We start from the raw sequence: 24237 nt of genomic DNA, 5'->3' as shown, positions 1-24237 counted from the left end.
TGACCATTTATTACCCATTTTTCAAAGGAAAAATGGGTTTTTTGTGCATTTTATATTAAATAATAGTATTGTTTTTAAATAAAATCAGTACAGGTGTTTTTGGTTAAAGTGTTGTAATACAGATTTTTAAAATTTAATTATAACGCTTTTTATAAACGTTGTATTAACAGTTATTACGTTTATAAATGTTAATTTGACGATTAATATCTTTTTCATACATTCGATTTATAATCAGCACTACCGATTTAGTACTATCAGCTAACCAAATATAAATTAAAGCAAAAATTCAGCGTCGTGTTTTGCTTACAGCAACAAAACAAAAACCTTAATTCAGCTTAAAAAATCTTCAATTATGGGAAATCTTTTACGAGCGCATCTACCTGCTTACAGGTCTTTTCGATCTTCTTCAGCTTAAACCTTTTATCAGTTTTTTATGCCCATAGTGCTGATTGGCCAGGACATATCTCTCTATAAGTATTGTAACCAAATAATAAAAACCATATGAACATTTTTACCATTAGTATCAGGCATAAAGTCGCCTTCTGTGTTTCTCACCAACACCTGCAGAAAAAGTATCCATCAGTTTTCAGTTTACTTCAACCATGGGGGTATAAGCTATGAAAACAATAAAATTCATCCTGATCTGGAGTATGTTTACTGTGGGTATGTTATTTTCTTCCTGTAAAAAGGAAAATGAATTTGATAAACTGGGACTTACAGATCTGCCTGTACCGCAGACAGCAGCGGGAATTGATAATATAAATGATACCTATGCTGCATTCTCCCCATTATACTACAGTTCTATCTGGGGTACCTATAATGTACATGATCCCTCTATATTCAAAGACGGCGACTGGTATTATTGCTACAGTACAGATGTTGGATACGGCATTGCTGTACGCCCGGGTATACAAATCAGAAAATCAAAAGATCTGGTCAACTGGCAATTCATCGGTTGGGTATTTGGTGGTATACCTGCTATGGGTGATGCTTTTATAAAAGCAAATGGTGCTAAATCTAATGATGGCCTTTGGGCACCTTATGTATTAAAAGTTGGAAATGAATACAGGTTGTACTATTCCCTTGCATCAACCGGATTCAGGATAAGTTGCATAGGACTGGCTACTTCTTCTTCTCCGGAAGGCCCATGGGTAGAGAAAGGTCTTGCAGTAACATCATTAACCAGTGGTCCTGGTACAAATGCAATTGATCCAACCGTTGCCGTGACACCGGCAGGCGAACAATATATGATCTATGGTTCTGCATGGGATGGTTTGTTTGAACTGCGTTTAAATCCCGCTACAGGGTTAGCCAGTACTAATGGCGACCGCGGTCTGCGTATTGTACGAAGGGGTAAAACTGGTAATGCCTATAACGGTAATTTAGAAGGACCGGAAGTAATATACAATGCGGATACAAAGATGTATTATCTCTTTGTGGCGTATGACTGGTTGTCCACAAAATACAATGTAAGGGTATTTCGTTCTGCGAGTCCGACCGGACCTTTCCTGGATTGGAATGGCAGAAGTGCTGATTTGCAGGAGGACCATGGACCTATGATTCTTGCACCCTATAGCTTTGCCGGGCATGGTGGTTGGGCCGGTGTATCACATCCTTCAGTATTTCAGGATAAAGGTCAATTCTTTATAGCTACGCAGGGCAGACCCGGAGTAGATCGTGGTTTTATGGTTATGCATGTACGCAAAATGTTTTGGACACCCGAAGGATGGCCGGTTGTGTCTCCGGAGCGATATGCAAATGTGCCGGATGATGCGGTAACGAAAGATCAGATTGCAGGAACTTACGATCAGATTGTGCTGGGATATAATAAAGTACCCGGATATGAACTGGAACAGCTTAATCCGGACTATTCAGTAGCCTCTGTTACTGTTTTATCGGCCGACGGAAAAATTAATGGTGATGCAAATAATACCTGGGCCTACACTGCACCATGGCTCGAATTGAGATGGGCTGGTGGTTTATTTATCGATAAACTTCATGTATCAAGAGAAAGAGACTGGGAGAAAAAGATCAAGTCTACCATCGTAATGACCGGGTTTAACGGAGCGGGTACTGCTATCTGGTTTAAGAAAGTAAACTAACCGAACAAAAGAAAATAATAATCTCTAACCAAAATATATTCTTTATGAAAAATTATATACCAGGCAACCCAATGAAACAGCACTGGCTGGTGCCGTTTCTCTTTTTGCTTTTTTGTACAGTGATTGTGCATGCACAATCTATACAAGTGAAAGGTAAGGTCACAGATGAAACCGGTGGAGGCATGCCCGGGGCTACAGTGAAAGTTAAAGGTAAAGCAGCAGCAACAGCAACTGATAACAACGGGAATTTTGCGATACAGGCCGCTGCGACAGATATCCTTGTCATTAACATCCTTGGTTATACTACTCAGGAAGTGCCAGTCAACGGTCAGGTGGTCATAAATGTACAGCTAAAACCCGGCACAAATGACCTTAGTGAGGTTGTTGTAGTTGGTTATGGAACACAACTCAAGAAAGATCTTACCGGATCGGTGGCTATTGTAGATGCTAAAGAGATCAAGAAAACATCGGCAAGTGATATCGGACAGCTGCTGCAAGGCCGTACACCCGGTATTGCGGTAACGAACGATGGACAACCTGGTGCTTCTCCAACAATACGTATCAGGGGGCTGGCATCTTTTAACAATCAGCAACCGCTTTATGTAGTTGATGGTATTATGCTGGCCAATACTCCGCGTGATTTCAGTCCGAATGATATCGAATCCATGCAGGTATTAAAAGATGGAACAGCAGCGTCAATTTATGGCGCACAAGCTGCAAATGGTGTGATCATCATCACTACCAAACAAGGTAAAAAGAATACCGCCCTGAGTATAGAATACAATACTTATTACGGAGTGGATAATGTCTGGCAAAAAATTCCGGTAGCTGACCGCATGGGTTATCAGATGTTAAATAATGAGTCGCAGTTTAATGGCGGACAAACGCCTGCACCGGCAAATGATCCGTCCAGTTCTAAATACATTGGTAATGTAGACACCGACTGGCAGAAAGAAGGCCTGAAAACCGGGCAAAGGATGAATCATAATCTTAATTTTTCCGGAGGTAATGATAATTCTACTTATAACGTTTCACTGGATTATTTTAAACAGGGAGGTACATTTGTGGGAAACGGACCCGATTATACACGTTATACGGGCCGTGTAAATACAACGCAGTCTAAGGGTATTTTTAAATTTGGACAGTCATTAAGCTATACACATTCCAAAGAGAACTCCCTTACTTTTCGTGGCGATGTACTGACTGGTGGCCGGCCACCACTGATCAACGACCTGATTATTGCCATTCCTACACAATTGGTATATGATCCTTCAATGCCAAATGGTTATGGCGGAACACAGTCTGACAGGGAAAGGGCGATTTCATTGAACGTCCCTGCAGTAAACAGTCTGTTCACAAATTACACTGAAGTGGATCGTATTTTCGGCGTGGTTTGGGCAGAGGCACAATTGTTAAACACGAACGGGCATAGCATAAAGTATAAAATCAATGCGGGTTATGACAGGACTGTGGCTCGGGACTTCGCCTTTCAGCCAACATTTGATCTTGGTTTCTTTTTTAAACAAACTGTGAACCGTCTGGATGATAATTCTAGGATTTACACGAATGGACTGGTAGACAATACATTGACCTACGACAAGAAATTTGGCAAAAATGCGATCAATTTTGTGGCAGGTATGAGTTATAATAAAAATAGTGCTTTGTCACGTTTTGGCCATGCAGAACAGTTAGACCCTAACTATCTGGTTCTTGGAAATGGAACTAACAAAACGGTAGATGGAAATCTTATACCCTATTCTTTCTTTGGTCTGTTCGGAAGGTTGAATTATAGTTACGACGATAAATATTTGTTTACTGCAAGTATCAGAAGAGATGGTTCATCAAGGTTTCCTCCGGGCAATAAATACGGAAATTTCCCAGGTGTTTCTGCCGGATGGAGAATCAGCAAAGAAGAATTTATCCATTTACCTAAATGGATAAATGAATTGAAATTACGTGGGGGATACGGACAATTAGGTAATGCCAATATAGGCGATTTCAGGTTTCTGTCTTTGCTGAACCCTAATATCGTTTATAATTTTAATGGAACAAAAGCTACTGGTGGTTTACAAACCAATGTAGTAGATCCTAATTTGAAATGGGAGACTAAAACTACTTCCAATATCGGAGTTGATGCAACATTCCTTGAGGGCATGTTTGACTTCACAGGAGAGTATTATATGAATAAAACCACCAATGCGCTGATCGGTGAAGAAATTGCAGCTACTGTGGGCTCGAATGACAGATTCCCTACTACCAATGCTGCAAGTATAAAAAATACCGGTATAGAACTTAACCTGGGCTATCACAATAACAAGGGCGCATTTACCTATAATATCACCGCAAATGTAAGCACTGTAAAGAATACTCTTTTAAAGTTGACAGGGACAGAAACTTCCCGTATTGTAGGTGGATTTATCAATACCGTTGGTCATGAAATTGGGCGCCATTACGGACGTGTCGTGGAAGGGATCTTTCAGAATACAGATGAGATTGCTAACCATGCGTTTCAAAATGCACGCACCTCACCAGGCGATCTTAAGTTTAAAGATCTCAGTGGACCAAATGGTGTTCCTGATGGTATTATTGATGATCTTGACCGCACTGATCTGGGTAGTTCATTACCTAAGGTTTATTATGGCTTAAACTTTACTGCTGCCTACAAAGGTTTTGATTTTACTTTATTCCTGTCTGGTGCCGGCGGCAACCTGATCAATGGTGCCCTTTACCGCTCATTAATGCATACTACCGATTATATCAATTATCATGAGGATGCTTTGAACAGGTGGACCCCAGAAAACCCCGGGAATGAGTATCCACGATTGGCGGCGGACGATCCTAACCAGAACGGTATTGATTCTGACAGAAAAGGCTGGCTGCAAAAAGGTGACTACCTGCGTATCAATACAATTTCATTAGGGTACACCATTCCTAAGCTGAATGTGAACTGGATCAAAAGTGCGAGAGTTTATGCAACTGCACAGAACGTTTATACTTTCCAGTATTATAAAGGATATAATCCTGACTTCGCCCAAACACGGGCATTTGAACCCGGATTTGATCCTGGATCATTCCCTACACCAAGAACATTGATGTTAGGCTTACAAGTTAGATTTTAGAGATTAAAAAAAACGGACATGAAAAAAATATTTTGCTATGTACTTCTGGGCTTGTTATGCGCAGGATGTCAAAAGGAGCTCGACCTACAAAATCCTAATGCTAAAACAATAGATCTTTACTGGAAGACTGCTGATGATGCACAGTTAGGTGTAAATGCCATTTATAACAGTTTAATTCAGGACGGGACTTATATGCGGATGTTCCCCGCACTTACGGATGTGAGAGGAGATGATTTTACAGGGGATAGTCCATGGGGTGATCTTGTACAAGTGGGTAAATTCAGTATTCCTTCCAGTTCTGGTCCTGTACAATGGATCTGGGCTACACATTACCAGATGGTATGGCGTGCAAATCAGGTGATCATTAATGTACCCGCAATTGCGATGGATGAGGATTTAAAGAAAAGAATTATCGGTCAGGCCCGTTTCCTGCGAGGTCTGGCTTTTTTCAACCTGGCCAATACTTATAAAGCTGTACCGGTACCTATAGAACTGCCTACAGATAAATCTAAATACAATACACCTACTGCCACTGATGATGTATTATGGAACCAGATTATAGAAGATTTTAAAGCGGCAAAAGCTGCTTTGCCCGCTACTTATGCAGGATTGAGTGGCCCGGATGCCGGCCAGGTGGGCCGTGCCACCAAGGGAGCGGCCACTGGTATGCTGGGCAAGGCTTATCTTTATAAAAAACGCTGGCCGGAAGCCGCCGCTGAATTCAATGAATTGATCAATGGCGATCAGAAAGGCAAATACAGCTTAATGCCCAATTTCAGGGACAACTTTAAAGAGACCGTGGAAAATAATGCCGAATCGCTTTTTGAAGTACAATTTGGTCAGCCGGATGCAGTAGGTGGCACCATCATGAATTACGGGGGTGAGCCCAATGCAAACTGGAAACAAGTAAGCTCTACTGGCAGAACCTATGCGATGGACGGTTACGGTTATTCAGACTTTTTACCTACCAGATGGATCTACAATGAATTTAAAGCAGAAAAAACAATAGCAGGTAAAAGTGATCCGCGTTTGCTGGCTACAATTGCTTCTTTTGAACCGGATGATAATTCTACTACTGTTTATGGGAATCCGTGGCCTTTTGCACAGACAATGATCTATCCGAGAAAATATACACATGATGGGCTGAACTGGCCGGGTAATGATGACCAGGAAAACTCCGGTATTAATTACAGGGTGATGAGGTATGCTGATGTGCTGCTCATGTACGCAGAAGCGTTGAATGAAACCGGTGCCACGGCAGATGCTTACAGCTATATACAGCAGGTGAGAACCAGAGCCGGACTACCAGACCTGAGCACGACCAAACCCGGAATGAACCAGACGCAGATGAGAGAGCAGATTGCACATGAACGCGCATTGGAATTTTCAGTAGAGTCGATGCGGATCAATGACATCATCAGATGGGGTTGGTTATATGACGCAGCCAAGCTCACCGAACTGCGGGCCCATGATCCGGATTTTGCCAGCTGGAGACCGGGTAAAGAATATTTGCCTATTCCTTTGTCAGACTTAAACGTTAATCCTAATTTACAACGCAACTCAGCAAATTAATACCTAACCTGCCGGCTTACAATCCGGCGGGTTTATTTGCATATTATCCGAATCCTAAACCTTATAACGATGTTCAAAAAAAAATTACGCCATGTTGTATGTACATCCCTGATCACACTCTCGGGTGGAACTGCGGTATTTGCACAGCAGACTACTGTTTCTTTACATGCTGACCGGCCTTCAGGCACGATTAGTAAACACATTTACGGGCATTTCGCGGAACATTTAGGCCGTTGCATCTACGATGGTTTTTATGTTGGAGACAGTTCCTCTATTCCAAATACTGCAGGTGTGAGAAATGATATTATCGCTGCTTTAAAAAACTTAAATATCCCAAACCTGAGATGGCCTGGTGGATGTTTTGCCGACAGGTACCACTGGAAAGACGGAGTAGGACCTAAAGATCAGCGTCCGTCTATTGTCAATACGATGTGGGGTGGTGTAACAGAAGATAATAGTTTTGGTACACATGATTTCCTGAACATGTGTAAACTCTTGGGAACAGAAGCTTACCTGGCCGGTAATACCGGTAGCGGTACCGTGCAGGAACTGTCAGACTGGGTACAATACGTTAATTTTGAAGGGAAAAGTCCGATGTCTGACCTGCGTGTTAAAAATGGTCAGCTGAAGCCATGGAACGTAAAATTCTGGGGGGTAGGAAATGAAGCATGGGGTTGCGGAGGAAACATGACTCCAGAGTATTATGTTGGCGAATACCGAAGGTATGCTACTTTTATGGAAGGCAGAGACCTGTATAAAGTGGCTTCCGGCGCAAACGTAGATGATTATCACTGGACGGAGACTTTAATGAAAGGCATTCCCCTGAATATGATGGACGGTATTGCCCTGCACCATTATTCCTTCCCCAGCTGGGAGAAAAAAGGACCTGCAACCGGATTCTCCGAGCAGGAGTATTTTGAAACCATGAAAACTGCCTTAAGAATGGACGAGCTGATTGTAAAACATACCGCTATTATGGACAAATACGACCCTAAAAAGAAAGTGGGACTGGTTGTCGATGAATGGGGTGGCTGGTTTAATGTGGAGACAGGTACCAACCCCGGATTTTTATATCAGCAGAATACTATGCGTGATGCCATGATTGCAGGTGCGACACTGAATATCTTCAATAACCACAGCGACCGTGTGAAGATTGCCAATCTTGCGCAATGTGTAAATGTTTTACAGGCGGTAATTTTAACCAGTAAAGAAAAAATGCTGCTTTCGCCTACCTACCATGTGATGGAAATGTATAAAGTACATCAGGATGCTACGTTGCTGCCTGTGGAAGTTAAAAGCGATGATTACGTTTTTGGTAAAGAAAAATTACCAGCTGTATCTGTTTCTGCTTCGAAAGACAAAGCCGGGTTAACACATATCTCTGTGGTGAATATCAATAGTAAGGCCAGTGAAGAAATCGAAATAGACATTAGCGGACAGTCCTATAAATCTGTTACCGGCAGGATCTTAAGCGCTGCTAAGGTAGATGATCATAATACTTTTGAAAAACCTGATTATGTAAAACCAGCTGTTTTTAAAGGTGCTGCGTTAAAAGGTGGGAAGTTGAAAATCAAATTACCGCCATTCTCTTTGGTTGTACTAGAAATGAAATAAGATGAACAGCAAGATGATCATAAAAACGATAGGTTGTATGGGTATGTCATTGGTCTGCTCATTAGCAAACTTTAATGTACAGGCCCAGCAGAAAAAGGTGATCCAGGGAAACCCGATTATTACTGGTAAATATACCGGGGATCCTGCGGCAATGGTTTATAAAAATACGGTATATCTGTATGCCGGACATGATGAAGCGCCTGCACCGCAGCAGAATTATGTGATGAACGAATGGCTGGTCTATTCTTCTACTAATATGACCGACTGGAAAGAATATCCCGTTCCCTTACGTGCAAAAGACTTCTCCTGGGCTAAAGGGGATGCCTGGGCTTCGCAGGTGATTGAAAGAAACGGTAAGTTCTACTGGTATGTAGCGGTAGAACATGGCACGGTCAAAGGAAAAGCGATTGGTGTTGCTGTTGCTGATAGTCCAACCGGACCTTTTAAGGATGCAAAAGGTTCGGCGATTATTACGAACGATATGACTACGGATACGAAGATCAGCTGGGATGATATTGATCCTACGGTTTATATTGACGACGATGGTCAGGCTTATTTGTTCTGGGGCAATACGCAATGTTATTATATCAGGCTGAAGGAAAATATGATTGATCAGGATGGACCTATTCAAAAAGTAAACCTGCCTGATTTCACAGAGGCACCATGGATCCATAAACACAATGGCTGGTACTATTTGTCTTACGCCTACCAGTTTCCAGAAAAGATTGCTTATGCCATGAGCCGTAAAATAACCGGGCCATGGGAGTTTAAAGGGATACTGAATGAAGTGGCGGGGAACTCCAATACCAACCATCAGTCGATCATAGACTTTAAAGGCAAATCATACTTTATTTATCACAACGGATCTATTCCAAACGAAGGGGGCAGTTACAGGAGATCAGTATGTATCGACAGGTTATTTTATAACCCTGATGGTAGCATTAAACGTGTAATTATGACTACTGAAGGGTTAAAAGCTGACCAATAAGCTAAATTAAAACAAAATCTTAAATAATGAATTTCAGACAACTTGCACTTACAGCGATAACCACATTCAGCGTACTGAATGTGATGGCGCAGAAAAATAAAACCATTGTTGTTCAGACAGATAAAATTACTGCACAGGTACAGCCTGAGATGTGGGGTGTATTCTTTGAGGATATCAACATGGGTGCAGATGGGGGCATTTATGCCGAACTCATCAAAAACCGGTCCTTCGAATTCTATAAACCACTGATGGGATGGACCACTCAGGGGCTTAGAGTAAAGGAGGGCGATATACTTGTCCTGAACAGGAAAGAAACGCACAGTAATAATCCAAGATATTTGCATGTCAACTCTACCGGAGCCAAAAGAGGTGATATGAGTATCACCAATGAAGGTTTCAAGGGCATTGGTGTAAAAAAAGGACTGCGTTACGATTTCTCTGTGCTGTACAGACAGGCAACGGCGGGCGTTAAACTCCATGCAGAACTGATCGACAGTACAGGTAAAGTATTGGGAAGTGCTGTATTGAACCCTGAGCGCACAACTCAACAATGGGAAAGTCAGTCTGTTAGCTTCACCGCCAATGAGACCGTTCAGAAAGCGAAATTTAATCTTTGGTTTGAAGGTGAAGGCCAGATTGACCTGGATATGATTTCTTTATTCCCTGGAGATACCTGGAAAAATCGCAAAGGCGGTTTACGTGCTGATATGGTGCAGATGCTGGCTGACATGAAGCCCGGGTTTATTCGTTTTCCGGGTGGATGTATTGTAGAAGGTCATGAGCTTTCTACCCGATACCAATGGAAAAAGACGATAGGTCCCGTAGAAAGTCGTGAGCTGATCGTGAACCGCTGGAACACAGAATTTGCACATCGCCCTTCGCCAGATTATTACCAGACTTTTGGTCTGGGATTCTACGAATACTTCCAGTTATCTGAAGATATTGGTGCGGAAGCGCTGCCTATCCTGAATTGCGGTATGGCTTGTCAGTTTAATACGGCAGAACTTGTTCCTTTAGATGAGCTTGATCCTTATATCCAGGATGCGCTCGATCTGATCGAGTTTGCGAATGGTGATATCAATAGTCCGTGGGGAAAGGTGAGAGCAGAAATGGGGCATCCTGCACCATTTAACTTGAAAATGATGGGTATTGGCAATGAGAACTGGGGACCACAATACCTGGAACGTCTCGCTTTATTTACGAAAGCACTAAAGAGTAAATACCCGGATATCCGCCTGATCAACAGTTCTGGTACAGACCCGGTTGGGGAACGCTTTGACCTTCTGAATACGCCGCTCAGAAAGATGAAAGCAGATATTATTGATGAACATTATTACCGTTCACCACAATGGTTTCTGGATAATGCAAAAAGATACGACGGCTATGACAGGAACGGTTCTAAAGTTTTTGCCGGTGAATATGCGGCACAGAGTATCAGTACCACCAATCCTAAAAATCAGAACAACTGGCAATGTGCCATTGCAGAGGCAGCATTTATGACAGGACTGGAAAGAAATGCAGGAGTGGTACATATGGCTTCTTACGCACCTTTATTTGCCAATGCGGAAGGTTGGCAATGGACTCCGGATATGATCTGGGTAGATAACCTGCATGTTTACGGAACGCCTAATTATTATGTTCAGAAATTGTATTCCCTGAATAAAGGTACAGACGTAGTGAGTATCCTCAGCAACAATAAGGTCATCGCTGGTCAGGATAGCCTGTATGCATCTGCGGTGATTGACAGGAAAAAAAAGGAAGTAATTATTAAAGTGATCAATGCCTCTGCTACTGCAATCAATAGAAATATTACGATCAAAGGCAAATATAAACTAGCTGCTGAAGGTACCCTGACGCAAATGCAGAATGACCTTAAAGCGGTGAATACTTTCAAGGATGCTATTCATGTGAGTCCGAAAGATGAGGGGCTGACCATAAAAAACAACACCGTAGTACTGAATGCTGCACCTTATTCATTCAGTTTGATACGTATCCCGATGAACTAAACAACAGCTAAATGAGACTTTTTTTAGGATCACTATTTTTATTCCTGGGACTTCATCTGAATGCCCAGGAATATCAAACCGGCATCTCTGCACATGATCCGGTGATGGCCAGGCAAGGCGATACCTTCTATCTTTTTTGCACAGGATGGGGAATCGATGTCTGGAGTTCCAGAGATATGAAATCCTGGAAAAAGGAAGCTGCTGTATTCAGCACGCCACCACAATGGGCAGTAAAAGATATCCCCTATTTTAAAGGGCATATCTGGGCACCGGATATCTTTTTCAGCAACAACAGGTATTACCTGTATTATTCTGTTTCTGCATTTGGTAAGAATACCTCTGCCATCGGGGTGGCAACGAACAAAACTTTAGACCCGTCATCGCCAGACTTTAAATGGGTAGATCAGGGTAAGGTGATCCAGTCTGTACCCGGAAAAACAAACTGGAACGCAATTGATCCTAATGTGATTAAAGATCAGACAGGCAGGGCCTGGATGGTTTTCGGTTCTTTCTGGGATGGGATTAAGCTGCTGAAACTGGATAAAGACCTGGTACACTCGGCAAAGGATATTGCCGGAATTCCGACAATTGCCAGCCGTAAGAAAGATCCCGCCGCGCCAAATCCGCCATCTGTAGACGGTAATCCGGCTGATGCAGGAGGTAACGCGATCGAAGCACCGTTTCTATTTAAAAAAGGGGGGTATTATTATCTTTTTGCATCAATCGACTATTGCTGCAAAGGGGAAAAGAGTACTTATAAAATGATAGTAGGACGCTCAAAATCGATAAGAGGGCCTTATGTTGACTATGATCAGGTGCCTATGGCTAAGGGTGGTGGTACATTATTACTTAAGGGTGATAAAAACTGGTATGGCACAGGACACAACGCCGTCTGTCATTTTAATGACACTGATTATCTTATTTTTCACGGTTATGATGCGCGTGACAAGGGACATGCTAAACTCAGAATAGAAAAACTGGACTGGATAAAAGGCTGGCCCGTTGTTTCATCACAATAGGTATAGCCTGCGACCAGTATGAACTGGCAGGCTTTAACGTGAAAAGCCCCGTTTAACAGCATCATTGAGCTGCTAAACAGGGCTTTCAGTTTATTAAAACGGTTATTTCAACTGCTCTATCGCATCATCGATAAATTTACCAGTAGTCGTATCACCTGCTTTTTGTCTTTCTCCTTTTATAAATTTTAGTGCGCCGGATATTTGCGGGCCAACACCATAAGATTTGAAGGCTACACCGAAATCTTTAATGGAAGCTACACCTTGCTGTGCATATTCCGGATTTTTTAAGCGGGCAACCAGAGCAATATAACTTTTCATCATATCGAACTTTTCCTGCGCGCCGGCTTGTTTGAAGTTGCTGTTCACGTAAGGCCATTCTGCATCAGCACCCTGTTCTGCATAGATTCCCATAATAGCAGGAACCAGGTCTCCTCCACTGTCTTTTTCCAGTGATTTTGCCATAGCTAATGCTGCCGCAGGCTGTAATTGTGCGAAAGCACTCAGACCAGCACCCTGAACGGCATAAGATGGATTTTTAATCGCATCCTGATAAAGAGAAAGGTATTGATCTGCACCTTTATTGCTGCTGATCATGGTAATGGCCGCAGCTTTTACCAGGCTGTTTTCATCAGTTTTAGCCATTTTAAGCACCAATGGAGTTACTGAAGTTAATAATGCTGCATTGTCTTTACCAATAGATTGCAGTGTTTTTAAGCGCAATACATAATATTTATCAGTCAGCGCTGCAGTTAAAATTTTCTGAGCAATAGGGTCTGCCTGCTGTTTTGCTGCGGCTTCAACAGCTTCCAGTCTGTCCATGTATAATGGTGCATGCTGATATTGAAACAGGAAGTTTTCGAGCGACTGGTGATCAGTTTTCTGACTTAATATAATTTTATCGGCATCTACATTTACCAGGTCTGGCTGAGCTGCGGTAACAAATGTCAGCGTATCTGACTTGCTGCGCATCCAGATCTCATGACGCTCTTTTTTACCACCAACATACACATCAACAGCCATAGGAAGTACAAAGGCATTACCTTCCTGAGTTTGTTTCAGATAAACAGTTTGTGTTTTTGTAGCCGCATCCCATTTGTAGCTGATGTCTAACAATGGGTGGCCAGATGAATAATACCATTGGTTAAAAAACCAGTTCAGATCTTTTCCACTTGCTTCTTCCAATGCAAGGCGTAATTGTTGCGCCTCGCCATTTTTGAATGCATTGCTCTTTAAATAAATATTAAGCCCTTTGAAAAATGCAGGTGCACCTAAATAAGTGCGGAGCATATTTAAAATACGGCCACCTTTCTGATAAGAAACAGCATCAAATACGTCAAGCGCAGCATGGTAATGGAAACGTACCAGGTCTTTTTTCGCATTTGCCGGATTAGCCAGGTATTCCATCATGGCTTCATGGTTATGATCATCACCGGCATCCTGACCATATTTATGTTCGGCCCACAGGGTTTCACTAAAATTGGCAAAGGACTCATTCACGGTAATATTGCTCCAGCTTTCTGCGGTTACATAATCACCAAACCACTGGTGAAAAAGCTCATGTACAATTGTACTTCTGCCATGATCGAAATAACGGTCTGCCAGTTCTTTTGCCGTTCCCTGTACATAAGAACCATGTAAGGTAGCGGTAGTGTTTTCCATTGCACCACTCACAAAATCGCGTACTACAATTTGCGAATATTTATTCCATGGATAATCTACACCCAGTAATTTAGAATAGAATTCCATCGCCTCTGCGGTAAAACCAAAAATATCTTTTGCATAAGGTGCATATTTAGGTTCCAGGTAATAACTTACTTCTTTGTCTCTCCATTTATCGCGGTAGATTTTGAAATCTCCCACAGCCATCATAAACAGGTAAGGCGAATGCGGGAGCTCCATTTTCCAGGTATCTGTACGCGTGCCATCCGTATTTTTTTTCTGGGCTGCTAAACGACCATTGGAAAGGGTTACATATTTTGCAGGTACAGTCATGCTGATTTCCTGTGTTGTCTTTTGGTTGGTATGGTCGATTGTCGGGAACCATACAGAAGAACTTTCCAGCTCTCCCTGTGTCCAGATCTGTACGGGTTTGCCTTTTTCAGTGCTGTCCGGATTGATAAAATATAATCCTTTAGCGTCAGTAATGGCTTGTCCGGCTTCAATTTTCAACTCATCAGGTTTTGCTGTATAATCGATGTAAAGGGTATATTTTTCGGTGTCTCTATATACTTTATCTAGTTTGATGACTAAGAAAAGGCTGTCATATTTATATTTCAACGGTATGGTTTTGCCCTCCTTAACTACAGCAACCGTTTTAATATCCATGCCTTTTGCATCCAGACGCAAGGAATCGGTCGGGTTGATATGCGGCTTTAAAGTCACCCATTCTTTTCCGTACAGGTAGCGCTTTTTATAGTCAAAACGTACATCCAGTTTAGTGTGGACAAGGTCATTAATTTTATCAGGCGTAGCCCGGTAAATTTTAAGCAGGGGATCATCTTTTTTGTCCTGTGCTGCTACTGGTACCGTTAGGCCAATACCGAGGATCAATAAAGCATTAACTACTGCACGCTGGCAGTCTTTAGAATTGATTTGCATAGAAAATAAATTGTATTTGGCTTAAATCTAAGGAGTATAATTTAAAACTCACGTTTTTAACGCATAAATGAGATTGAATTAAGGAAGTTTCATGGAAATAATGGGAAAAGGTTTACCAATTCCATCACATTCGGAACGTTCTGTTACTGCAAAGCCCAAATACTTGTAGAAATCATATGCCTGAAGGTTTTGTTCGTTCACATCTACGGTCTTTACATGGAGATGCTGAAAAACATAATTAATCAGCGCTTTACCAATCCCTGTTCCTCTGGCCGCCGGGGATATAAACAGCATTTGTATCTTTTTATCCTCAATAGCGATAAAACCCTTCAATTCACCTTTTTCTCCTATGACCCCAAAGAGCTGGAGCTGATCGAAATGAGCATCGCTGAGCAGGGACTTATATACCCGGATGTCTGGTTCTGCTAAAAAGTGATGTGTGGCCCTGACGGATGACTCCCAAAGCGTTAGGATTGCCGGATAATCAATTGTTGTTAATTTATTGATGGTATAGTTTATAAACATGTGCTAATTAATTCTGGAGAACCTGAAATTAAGCCGCTAAACTACGAATTGCTGCGCAAGCTGCAGCTTTGATTGGAAAAGATTAAACCAAATGCAGATAAGGTTGTTAGTATTTTCAGATTAAAAAAACAGAATTAAATCAACGATATGGAACCTTATGAAATTGAAGTAGCGACGGGTGGTTTGAGTATCACCTATACTGTGCAGCAGGAAGAGGATGGGCAGTTTAAAATTATGCAGGAGGAAGAAGTGCTGGGTAAAATTTATCCTGATGTCTTGGAGAATGGCGTTACCTGGAACACGAGTGATGATATCGATGAGTTATTATTGAACTCGATTGGTCAGGCCATAGAAGCGCAGGAAGGTATGTAATTGTTAAACATTAAAATTAAATGGCTATGAAATTAAGAAGAACAGATTCAACGATGAACAGTATTGCCCTGATCGCAGGAATTGCCGTCGGTGCTGCCCTTGGTGTATTATTTGCACCAAAAAATATTAAAGCAGTAAGGAAAAGATTAACTAATGACCTGAAAGGGCTGGTTGGTTTGGCGGACACAGTTGCAGCGGATAGTAAAGATCATGCTATTCCTGATCTGCGGGCAAATATAAAAGAAAAAGCAGATCACCTGACTGGCCCTGATGCAGTGGATACAACGAAAACAACGTTAAAGCAGACAGGACCAAAATCTAGACAGTTGCCTGTAGAGGAATAGGCGACTAATATTCGGCAAAAGCTTCATCCACATAACACCACAGCCATCTTTCCCCTTCTTCGGAAGATATAATTACCGGATGGGCTGAGTGGTGAAAATGTGCAGTCATGTGTTTTAAAGGCGATTGATCGCAACAGAGAGTGACACCGCAAGTCTGGCACGTAAGTAAATGCACCCAGGTACTGTTTACCTTTACACATTCTTCGCATACCTGGGCTTTAGCTGTTTTTAACGCTTTAATTGCGCTGATATGGCTACAGATCTGATCTTCCATGTTAATTGATTTAGAATAATTTTAAAACAAGGCATTATTATTTCTGTTTAAAGATATATAAAAATACATATTATGAATATTCCAGAAAACGATATAATAGCAGAAAATGAAGATGCAGCTGATGATCAGAGAAGTCAGCAAGATGTACAATCTGATGGTATAGATGCAGTCCCGCCTTCTGAAGAAGATGAAACTGCAACTGAGATTGACCATTTGGAACAGGCTGACAAGGCATCTGAAGCTGCTTTCACGCTGGATCCCGATAAAGGTATTGCACCTGGCCAGCCTGACAGAAAATAAATTGATGGAACCATCATGATCTTTTATCATTGTATATGATATATAAGATCATGATCGTTTCATTGTAGAAAAATACAATTAAGATTTCAGCTTATTCCTAAACTGGTATCTTTATTCAGCTAATGAATATCAGTACTTTCAACGCATTTAAGAGCCGTAACTACAAACTATATTTCGCCGGACAATCTATTTCGCTGATCGGCACATGGATGCAGAAAACAGCTGTAAGCTGGGTGATTTACGCACAAACACACTCACAATTCATGCTGGGGCTTACACTTTTTGCGAGCCTGTTCCCTTCTTTTATCTTTTCATTTTTAGGTGGTGTGGCATCTGACCGCTACAACCGGTATAAACTATTGCTGCTTACACAGGTTGCCTCTATGATTCAGGCTGTGTTGCTTACTGTACTGATCTTTTTTTATGATTATGCGGTATGGGAAATTATTGCCCTGAGCGCTTTACTAGGCTTAATCAATGCTTTTGACGTGCCGGCGAGGCAATCATTGGTTTATGAAATGGTAGATGATAAAACCGACCTGCCGAATGCGCTGGCGCTCAACTCTTCGATGGTTAATCTTTCCCGCCTGATAGGGCCCGGGATAGCGGGGCTCGCATTGGAAAAGTTTGGGGAAGATATTTGCTTCGGCTTAAATGCGGTTAGTTTTATAGCGGTGATTGGCTCCCTGTTAATGATGAGGCTACCGAAGTATACGGCGAAACTGCATACTAAAAATGTATTTGGTGAGCTGAAGGAAGGGTTCATGTATATCCGGCGAACGCCTTCAATTTCGTTAACCCTGATTATGCTGGGACTGATCAGTCTCCTGGTTTTACCCTTCAGCACATTAATTCCGGTATATGCCAAGGATATATTTAAAGGTACGGCATCTACTTTTGGTGTGATAGACAGTGTGATTGGTCTGGGTGCCTTTTGCGGTGCAATCTTTCTGGCTTCCTTAAAACCAGGCCGTAACCTGCGAAAGATTTTAGCGGTAAATACGCTGGTGTTTGGCGGCGGTTTAATTTTCTTTTCTCATAGTACTTACTATCCCATAGCACTGGTATTTGCAGCGGTATCCGGCTTTGGTATGATGTCTCAGATTACGATTAGTAATACACTGATTCAAACTACTGTAGATCCTGATATGCGGGGCAGGGTGATCAGCTTTTATGCCATGGCATTTTTTGGGATGCAGCCTATAGGCGGATTGCTGGTAGGTGCTGTATCTGAATGGGTTGGCACGCCGGATACAGTAATGATTCAGGGACTGATTACCGTGCTGATAGGAGTGCTGCTCCTTAGATTTGTGAGGTTACAGGAGCGCGCAGCGCATTCGAATGCTTAAACGTTTAAACACGTACTTAATCTTTCATTTAGCGTATTTATACCATAGCAGGGGATAATACGGAGCGGTAATTTTACAGTCAATTAAATGTTGAACAAGGTATCTACAACGGCTGGAGAATAAAGAATGGCAAAGCATATTTTAGTGATTGAAAATGATGAGAAGTTAGTTGAAATACTGGATGAGTTTTTAACAGCGCAAGGATATACGCTGCATTTTCGTCCGCAGGCTTATGACATCGTTCCAATAGTTAAAGAGCTGATGCCTGATCTTGTTTTACTGGACTTTTTATTGCCAGGTACCAATGGCGGAGAGCTGTGTATGCAGATCAAAAAGAATGAACTGTTGCGCCATATTCCTGTGATTATCTTTACTGCTTTTCCACGTGTATTACTGGCTTTGGATGATTACAGGTGTAATGCTTTTATCTCCAAACCCTTTGACCTGCTGGCCCTGGTAGATCAGATTGAAGCTTGTCTCAAAGAGCCTCAGCGTGACTATCTGGAGTTGTAGTGTTTTTTTAGTTTCTCAAACGCACAGGGAAGCTCAATGCAAACCTTCCGCAAAATCCTGATTTTAAAAGAGAGCTATTTATTTTTATAAATCCGTTTGCTGTTGCAACCGGATTTTCTTGTTAAAGGAGGTTAAATTTCCATATAGCCACTATGGATTATTGACCCTAAAAAAACTTACCGTGATACATGTAATTATTTGGATATCAGTATGGTAATTTCTTTTTTATTGCATTTTCGTTGATGATGATCAATAACAAATGTGATGACCGTCACTATTTTCCGATTTGCATTAGATGATCTTTGGATATGTATAGAAATCCTTTGAATCAATTATTTATGATCACGTTTATCACGTGTTTAGGTTTCTTTAACAGTTATGCCCAGGAAGCTGTGAAAACAGATTCGGTGAAGGTTAAAATAACGATGAAAGGGCTGTTCCAATCCAGGTATTCCTTTAGTACGCATAAAGATATCGACTTAAACGGCCTGCACCATACAGATGGTAAAGCCATCTATAATGATTTTGATATCAAGAGGGCCAGGCTGCAGTTTGCATCGAAGATCTCGGACAGAACGGATGTAGTGCTATTGCTTAACCTGGCAGATTTTAAATCAGATCCCAAAAATAAGGTACTTGAAAATGCTTACATCACTTATCGTCTTAATCAGTACATCAATTTAAAAATGGGTCAGTTCAGGCCTGCTTTTGGATTGGAAGATATGTATCCCGTAGATGTTATCAAATCAATGGACTATTCTAATCAGTACACTGCATTTGGCAATAACGGATGGCAAAGTTTTCAAATCGGTGCAAGTTTGTATGGAGCAATAAAAAGCGAATTGCCGGTAAAGTATGAGATCTCTGTAGTTAACGGTAACAACCGCAACCAGGTGATGGACAATGATAATGGCAAACATTTCTCTTCCAGAGTGGAGCTTGGCCTGCAAAAGCGTCTTCAGATTAAAATGGGGCTGAATGGTGGTTTGGCTCTGGTATCAGGAAGCCGTGTTTATGCTTCAGGTATTGATGTTTCGGGAATATTCCCGCTCGCTAAAAAATGGTCGCTCGAATTAGAAACCGAAGTAAAGCAGGGTAACAACCATACTTTATTTTACGGGCTCGATTCTGCCAAACGTACGGGCAGCGTTGCTCAATATCAGATGCGGGGAATGTACATTTTGCCCAATCTGCGTTACGCTATTAATTACCATCGGCTGAGTTCTCTGGAGTTCTCCTGCAGGTATGAATATTTTGACAACGACTTTAAACATGCAAGTAATGCCAGACAAACATGGACACCGATGATCAGCGCGGAGTTTTTAAAGGCTTACAATGCCAGGATCCAGATTGGTGTTAATGTGGACCGCTATAAAAGGAATGTGCCTGCTACCACTCAGTACAACAATGAATTATTTATTATACAAGTACAATCAAGGTTGTAAGTAATTAACGAATCTATGAAAACCTCATCAACGGCACCTAAGGTGCCAAACCTGGCATTACCAAAAGAAATCCAGCTCATTCCACTGCTCATCACTGTAGCTGTGGGAATTATCATCTGGTTTATTCCTGCGCCGGTGGGTGTAAAACCTGAAGCCTGGCATCTGCTGGCTATTTTCCTGGCTACTATTCTGGGAATTATTCTTAAGGCAGCCAGTATGGGTACACTCTGTATGATGGCTATTTCGCTGGTTGCCCTCACCGGAGTGCTGGCCCCCGGGAATCCTGGAAAGTCTATCACGCTTGCATTGCGGAGTTTTGGTGATAAAGTGATCTGGCTGATAGGGATTAGTTTTTTTATTGCCCGTGGCTTTATCAAAACAGGGTTGGGCAGCAGGATAGCTTATATCTTTATCAAACTATTCGGTAAAAGTTCACTAGGGCTTGCTTATAGTCTGGGCGCTGCAGATTTGATCCTTGCACCAGCTATTCCGAGCAATACCGCACGCGGAGGCGGGATTATTTATCCTATCATGAAATCCATGGCGATGAGTCTCGGTTCCATGCCAGATCAGCCGGAGACGCACCGTAAAGTAGGTGCCTATCTGACGTTAAACAGCTATTACATGAACCTGATTGCTTCTGCCATGTTCCTTACAGGTACGGCGAGTAACCCGATGTGTCAGAAGTTTGCCGCAGATATGGGAATCCACATCAGCTGGATGTCCTGGTTCTGGGCAGCGATTGTACCGGGCCTGGCCTCAATGATGATTATTCCTTATCTGCTGTATAAAGTTTTTCCGCCAGAGCTGAAGAAAACAACCGAAGCTCCGGGGATGGCTGCGGAAAAACTAAAGGAGATGGGTGCCATCACCAGGAATGAGTGGTTGATGCTGCTCGCTTTTGTGATTTTGCTGGTCTTATGGGTTACGGGTGATATCTTTAAGATAGATGCAACAACAACTGCATTTATCGGGCTAACCATTCTGCTGTTGACTCAGGTATTAACCTGGGAAGATGTGAAAGCGGAAAAAGGGGCATGGGATACGATTGTATGGTTCGCCACACTGGTGATGATGGCCGGGTCATTAAATGAGCTGGGATTTATACCCTGGTTTGGTGACCTGATCAAACAGCAGATGCTGGGGTTATCCTGGAATATGGCTTTTCCAATTATTGTACTGACTTATTTCCTGAGTCATTACCTCTTTGCCAGTGCCACTGCACATGTGGCAGCGATGTATGCGGCACTGTTGGCTGTAGGTATCGCTATGGGTGTTCCTCCATTATTGCTGGCATTAATGCTTGGATTCACAGGATCTCTTTATGGTACCCTGACACACTATGCACATGGTCCTGCCCCTGTGTTTTTTGGGAGCGGATATGTAGATGTTAAACATTGGTGGACTACGGGGCTGATTATCGGGATTGCATTATTGCTGATCTGGATGGGCTTAGGTGGTTTATGGTGGAAGGTAACAGGTATTTATTAATATGAAAACAATGAATAATTATATCTTTCAAAGTACCCTGTCAAGGAAAAATCTGATGGCAGTAACAGGTTTATTTCTTTGCTTTTTCCTTGTAATACATTTACTTGGGAATCTGCAGTTACTGTTGCCTGCAAATGAGGCAAACGCCAGTTTCAATAGCTATTCCGCCTTGTTGTCCGGTAATATATTTATCAGGCTCATTTCTTATGTGCTGTATTTTTCGCTGATTGCGCATGCCGGCGATGCGTTGATTATTACATTGAGGAATAGAAAAACAGCTGTTAAATATGTATATGACGACAGGAAGCAGGTGAGCAAATGGTATTCCAGAAATATGGGTGTTTTGGGCACGATCATCCTGGTTTTTCTGGTTATTCATTTCAAAGATTTTTGGTATGTGTACAAATTCGGCTCCCTGCCTTATGACAGAAACGGCAATAAGGATTTATACGTGATTGTGGTCAGTGCATTTGAATCCTGGTGGTATGTGGTTTTATATGTAATTTCTATGCTGGCTGTGGGCTACCATTTGCTGCACGGCGTTAAAAGTGCTGTACGCACGCTTGGTCTCTATCATCCGCGATATGTAAAATATGTGCAGCTAATCGGCACTATTTACAGTTATGTGATCACCTTCGGTTTTTGCATAATACCGGTTTATGTTCACCTTAGTCAATTTGGATTATGATTTTAGATGCTAAAATACCAGCAGGACCACTGGAACACAAGTGGTCACATTATAAAGAACATGCTAAGCTCGTTAATCCGGCAAACCGTAAAAAACTGACGGTCATTGTGGTCGGAACAGGGCTTGCAGGTGCTTCGGCAGCAGCTTCACTGGCAGAACTGGGTTATCAGGTACATTCCTTTTGCTTTCAGGATTCTGCCAGGAGAGCACATTCTGTTGCCGCGCAGGGTGGTGTGAATGCTGCAAAGAACTACCAGAATGATGGTGATTCGGTATACAGGATGTTTTACGATACGCTGAAGGGAGGAGATTTCAGGTCCCGCGAAGCTAATGTTTACCGGCTTGCAGAATGTTCATTGAGCCTGATCGATCAGGCAGTGGCACAGGGCGTACCATTTGCAAGAGAATATGGTGGGTATTTAAGTAACCGCTCTTTTGGCGGGGTACAGGTAAGCCGTACATTTTATGCACGCGGACAGACAGGTCAGCAATTACTGCTGGGAGCTTATCAAGCGCTGATGCGACAGGCAGCGCTAGGGAAAGTGACTCTTCATACACGTCATGAAATGCTGGATCTGGTTGTGGTTGATGGTAAGGCGAAAGGAATCATTGCCCGTAACCTGGACACAGGAGTCATTGAGCGGTTTGCTGCGGCTTCGGTGGTGATTGCTACGGGTGGTTTTGGTAAAATATATTACCTGTCTACACTGGCCATGGGCTGTAACGGTTCTGCCATCTGGCGTGCACATAAAAGGGGAGCACTCATGGCTTGTCCGAGCTGGACACAGGTACATCCAACCTGTCTGCCTCAATCCGGGGATTATCAGTCCAAGTTAACACTAATGTCTGAATCGCTACGGAATGATGGCAGGATCTGGGTGCCCAAACTTGAAAATGAAACAAGGGTGCCGAATGATATTCCGGAAGAGGAGCGCGATTATTATCTGGAGCGCAGATACCCTTCTTTTGGAAATCTTGCCCCAAGAGATATCTCATCCCGGGCTGCAAAAGAGAGAATTGACGCCGGTTTTGGCGTGGGCACCCAAAAAAATGCTGTTTACCTGGATTTCTCTAAAGCCATTAAGGAGCAGGGCATGGATAAGATAAAAGAGAAATATGGCAATCTCTTTTCTATGTATAAAAAGATTACTGCTGATGACGCTTATCAGTCGCCCATGAAGATCTCTCCCGCAGCCCATTTTTCAATGGGTGGTCTCTGGGTAGATTATGAGCTGATGACCACTATCCCCGGTCTGTTTGCTATTGGTGAAGCCAATTTTGCCGATCATGGCGCAAACAGGTTAGGCGCCAACTCTTTGTTGCAGGCTTGTGTTGACGGTTATTTTATATTGCCTTATACTCTCGCAAATTACCTGGCAGAGGAATTGAAAACAGAAAAGATAAATACTGACCATCCCGAATTTGTGAAAGCAGAAGGGGCAGTGATAAGTCAGTTGAATCAATTTGTGCAGATCAAAGGAAGCCGAACGGCGGATTCCTTTCATAAGGAACTGGGAAAGTTATTATATGATAAATGTGGCTTGTCCCGTTCCGCTGCTGGGCTGGAAGAAGCTATCACTGAAATTAAAGCATTAAGGGAAGCATTTTACCGTGACCTGATGATCCCTGGTAATGCTGCCGAAATTAATTCCGAACTGGAGAAAGCAGGTAGGGTGGCCGACTATCTCGAGATCGCAGAACTGATGTGCCATGACGCTTTGAGTCGCGAGGAATCCTGCGGTGCACATTTCCGGGAAGAATATCAGACGGCTGATGGGGAAGCACTGCGTAACGATGAGGATTACTGTTACGTTTCCGCGTGGGAATGGGCGGGAAAAGATATGGCGCCTGTACTTCATCCGGAGCAACTGGTATTTGAATTTATTAAATTATCTGTTAGAAGTTATAGCTAAGCATT

19 protein-coding genes are annotated in these 24237 nt (G+C 42.4%); 16 read left to right on the top strand and 3 right to left on the bottom strand.

Features of this window, described 5'->3' with window-relative positions:
* The first annotated feature begins 617 nt into the window (after positions 1 to 617).
* The 7 genes from OQX62_RS21415 to OQX62_RS21385 all read left to right on the top strand — a co-directional run bounded on the left by OQX62_RS21415 (position 618) and on the right by OQX62_RS21385 (position 12420).
* A complete protein-coding gene (locus OQX62_RS21415; RefSeq protein ID WP_265833702.1) occupies positions 618 to 2102 on the top strand; it encodes an arabinan endo-1,5-alpha-L-arabinosidase in 1485 nt (494 codons plus the stop codon).
* A 44-nt stretch (positions 2103 to 2146) separates the two neighbouring features.
* A complete protein-coding gene (locus OQX62_RS21410) occupies positions 2147 to 5221 on the top strand; it encodes a SusC/RagA family TonB-linked outer membrane protein (protein WP_265833701.1) in 3075 nt (1024 codons plus the stop codon).
* Between the two features lie 18 nt (positions 5222 to 5239).
* Positions 5240 to 6793, top strand: coding sequence for a RagB/SusD family nutrient uptake outer membrane protein (locus tag OQX62_RS21405; protein ID WP_265833700.1), 1554 nt, complete (start codon positions 5240 to 5242; stop codon positions 6791 to 6793).
* A gap of 69 nt (positions 6794 to 6862) precedes the next feature.
* Complete coding sequence (locus OQX62_RS21400; RefSeq protein ID WP_265833699.1) at positions 6863 to 8407, top strand: alpha-N-arabinofuranosidase; 1545 nt, start codon at positions 6863 to 6865, stop codon at positions 8405 to 8407.
* A gap of 1 nt (position 8408) precedes the next feature.
* The gene (locus OQX62_RS21395) at positions 8409 to 9395 is read left to right on the top strand and encodes a glycoside hydrolase family 43 protein (RefSeq protein ID WP_265833698.1); all 987 of its coding nucleotides are present in this window, start codon (positions 8409 to 8411) and stop codon (positions 9393 to 9395) included.
* Positions 9396 to 9421: 26 nt separating this feature from the next.
* Positions 9422 to 11401, top strand: coding sequence for an alpha-L-arabinofuranosidase C-terminal domain-containing protein (locus tag OQX62_RS21390; RefSeq protein WP_265833697.1), 1980 nt, complete (start codon positions 9422 to 9424; stop codon positions 11399 to 11401).
* 11 nt (positions 11402 to 11412) lie between these two features.
* Positions 11413 to 12420, top strand: coding sequence for a family 43 glycosylhydrolase (locus tag OQX62_RS21385; protein WP_265833696.1), 1008 nt, complete (start codon positions 11413 to 11415; stop codon positions 12418 to 12420).
* A 102-nt stretch (positions 12421 to 12522) separates the two neighbouring features.
* Here the strand turns inward: OQX62_RS21385 and OQX62_RS21380 are convergent, their stop codons facing one another.
* On the bottom strand, positions 12523 to 15018 hold the full coding sequence (locus tag OQX62_RS21380) for a M1 family metallopeptidase (protein ID WP_265833695.1): 2496 nt from the start codon (positions 15016 to 15018) through the stop codon (positions 12523 to 12525).
* A 78-nt stretch (positions 15019 to 15096) separates the two neighbouring features.
* Complete coding sequence (locus OQX62_RS21375; protein WP_265833694.1) at positions 15097 to 15543, bottom strand: GNAT family N-acetyltransferase; 447 nt, start codon at positions 15541 to 15543, stop codon at positions 15097 to 15099.
* Positions 15544 to 15690: 147 nt separating this feature from the next.
* Between OQX62_RS21375 and OQX62_RS21370 the strand changes: the two genes are divergently transcribed.
* Complete coding sequence (locus OQX62_RS21370; protein ID WP_265833693.1) at positions 15691 to 15915, top strand: hypothetical protein; 225 nt, start codon at positions 15691 to 15693, stop codon at positions 15913 to 15915.
* A 26-nt stretch (positions 15916 to 15941) separates the two neighbouring features.
* On the top strand, positions 15942 to 16259 hold the full coding sequence (locus OQX62_RS21365) for a YtxH domain-containing protein (protein WP_265833692.1): 318 nt from the start codon (positions 15942 to 15944) through the stop codon (positions 16257 to 16259).
* A 4-nt stretch (positions 16260 to 16263) separates the two neighbouring features.
* Here the strand turns inward: OQX62_RS21365 and OQX62_RS21360 are convergent, their stop codons facing one another.
* Entirely contained in the window at positions 16264 to 16533 is a 270-nt protein-coding gene (locus OQX62_RS21360; RefSeq protein ID WP_265833691.1) for a UBP-type zinc finger domain-containing protein, read from the bottom strand.
* A 72-nt stretch (positions 16534 to 16605) separates the two neighbouring features.
* Here OQX62_RS21360 and OQX62_RS21355 point away from each other — a divergent pair, with 72 nt between their 5' ends.
* The 7 genes from OQX62_RS21355 to OQX62_RS21325 all read left to right on the top strand — a co-directional run bounded on the left by OQX62_RS21355 (position 16606) and on the right by OQX62_RS21325 (position 24232).
* Positions 16606 to 16833 carry a hypothetical protein gene (locus tag OQX62_RS21355; protein WP_265833690.1) on the top strand — a complete coding sequence of 76 codons (228 nt, stop codon included), beginning with the start codon at positions 16606 to 16608 and terminating at the stop codon, positions 16831 to 16833.
* A 122-nt stretch (positions 16834 to 16955) separates the two neighbouring features.
* Positions 16956 to 18182: an MFS transporter gene (locus OQX62_RS21350; RefSeq protein ID WP_265833689.1), complete on the top strand. Its 1227-nt coding sequence runs from the start codon at positions 16956 to 16958 to the stop codon at positions 18180 to 18182.
* Between the two features lie 126 nt (positions 18183 to 18308).
* Positions 18309 to 18695, top strand: a complete 387-nt coding sequence (locus OQX62_RS21345) for a response regulator (protein ID WP_265833688.1) — start codon at positions 18309 to 18311, stop codon at positions 18693 to 18695.
* A gap of 338 nt (positions 18696 to 19033) precedes the next feature.
* Complete coding sequence (locus OQX62_RS21340) at positions 19034 to 20140, top strand: porin (RefSeq protein WP_265833687.1); 1107 nt, start codon at positions 19034 to 19036, stop codon at positions 20138 to 20140.
* A gap of 15 nt (positions 20141 to 20155) precedes the next feature.
* Positions 20156 to 21631 carry an anion permease gene (locus OQX62_RS21335; RefSeq protein ID WP_265833686.1) on the top strand — a complete coding sequence of 492 codons (1476 nt, stop codon included), beginning with the start codon at positions 20156 to 20158 and terminating at the stop codon, positions 21629 to 21631.
* Between the two features lie 10 nt (positions 21632 to 21641).
* Positions 21642 to 22319, top strand: coding sequence for a succinate dehydrogenase cytochrome b subunit (locus OQX62_RS21330; protein WP_265833685.1), 678 nt, complete (start codon positions 21642 to 21644; stop codon positions 22317 to 22319).
* The gene (locus OQX62_RS21325; RefSeq protein WP_265833684.1) at positions 22316 to 24232 is read left to right on the top strand and encodes a fumarate reductase/succinate dehydrogenase flavoprotein subunit; all 1917 of its coding nucleotides are present in this window, start codon (positions 22316 to 22318) and stop codon (positions 24230 to 24232) included. Before OQX62_RS21330 ends, OQX62_RS21325 begins: the two co-directional genes overlap by 4 nt.
* Positions 24233 to 24237 lie beyond the last annotated feature (5 nt).

It is taken from the genome of Pedobacter sp. MR2016-24, from assembly GCF_026239655.1.
Classification (GTDB): Bacteria; Bacteroidota; Bacteroidia; order Sphingobacteriales; family Sphingobacteriaceae; genus Pedobacter.
The sequence above is the reverse complement of the archived record's forward strand: the minus strand, read 5'-3'. Positions and strand labels throughout refer to the sequence as shown.

Coding starts and splice junctions, on each gene's coding strand:
- OQX62_RS21415 (WP_265833702.1), top strand. CDS start 618: ATGAAAACAATAAAATTCATCCTGATCTGGAGTATGTTTACTGTGGGT.
- OQX62_RS21410 (WP_265833701.1), top strand. CDS start 2,147: ATGAAAAATTATATACCAGGCAACCCAATGAAACAGCACTGGCTGGTG.
- OQX62_RS21405 (WP_265833700.1), top strand. CDS start 5,240: ATGAAAAAAATATTTTGCTATGTACTTCTGGGCTTGTTATGCGCAGGA.
- OQX62_RS21400 (WP_265833699.1), top strand. CDS start 6,863: ATGTTCAAAAAAAAATTACGCCATGTTGTATGTACATCCCTGATCACA.
- OQX62_RS21395 (WP_265833698.1), top strand. CDS start 8,409: ATGAACAGCAAGATGATCATAAAAACGATAGGTTGTATGGGTATGTCA.
- OQX62_RS21390 (WP_265833697.1), top strand. CDS start 9,422: ATGAATTTCAGACAACTTGCACTTACAGCGATAACCACATTCAGCGTA.
- OQX62_RS21385 (WP_265833696.1), top strand. CDS start 11,413: ATGAGACTTTTTTTAGGATCACTATTTTTATTCCTGGGACTTCATCTG.
- OQX62_RS21380 (WP_265833695.1), bottom strand. CDS start 15,018: ATGCAAATCAATTCTAAAGACTGCCAGCGTGCAGTAGTTAATGCTTTA.
- OQX62_RS21375 (WP_265833694.1), bottom strand. CDS start 15,543: ATGTTTATAAACTATACCATCAATAAATTAACAACAATTGATTATCCG.
- OQX62_RS21370 (WP_265833693.1), top strand. CDS start 15,691: ATGGAACCTTATGAAATTGAAGTAGCGACGGGTGGTTTGAGTATCACC.
- OQX62_RS21365 (WP_265833692.1), top strand. CDS start 15,942: ATGAAATTAAGAAGAACAGATTCAACGATGAACAGTATTGCCCTGATC.
- OQX62_RS21360 (WP_265833691.1), bottom strand. CDS start 16,533: ATGGAAGATCAGATCTGTAGCCATATCAGCGCAATTAAAGCGTTAAAA.
- OQX62_RS21355 (WP_265833690.1), top strand. CDS start 16,606: ATGAATATTCCAGAAAACGATATAATAGCAGAAAATGAAGATGCAGCT.
- OQX62_RS21350 (WP_265833689.1), top strand. CDS start 16,956: ATGAATATCAGTACTTTCAACGCATTTAAGAGCCGTAACTACAAACTA.
- OQX62_RS21345 (WP_265833688.1), top strand. CDS start 18,309: ATGGCAAAGCATATTTTAGTGATTGAAAATGATGAGAAGTTAGTTGAA.
- OQX62_RS21340 (WP_265833687.1), top strand. CDS start 19,034: ATGATCACGTTTATCACGTGTTTAGGTTTCTTTAACAGTTATGCCCAG.
- OQX62_RS21335 (WP_265833686.1), top strand. CDS start 20,156: ATGAAAACCTCATCAACGGCACCTAAGGTGCCAAACCTGGCATTACCA.
- OQX62_RS21330 (WP_265833685.1), top strand. CDS start 21,642: ATGAATAATTATATCTTTCAAAGTACCCTGTCAAGGAAAAATCTGATG.
- OQX62_RS21325 (WP_265833684.1), top strand. CDS start 22,316: ATGATTTTAGATGCTAAAATACCAGCAGGACCACTGGAACACAAGTGG.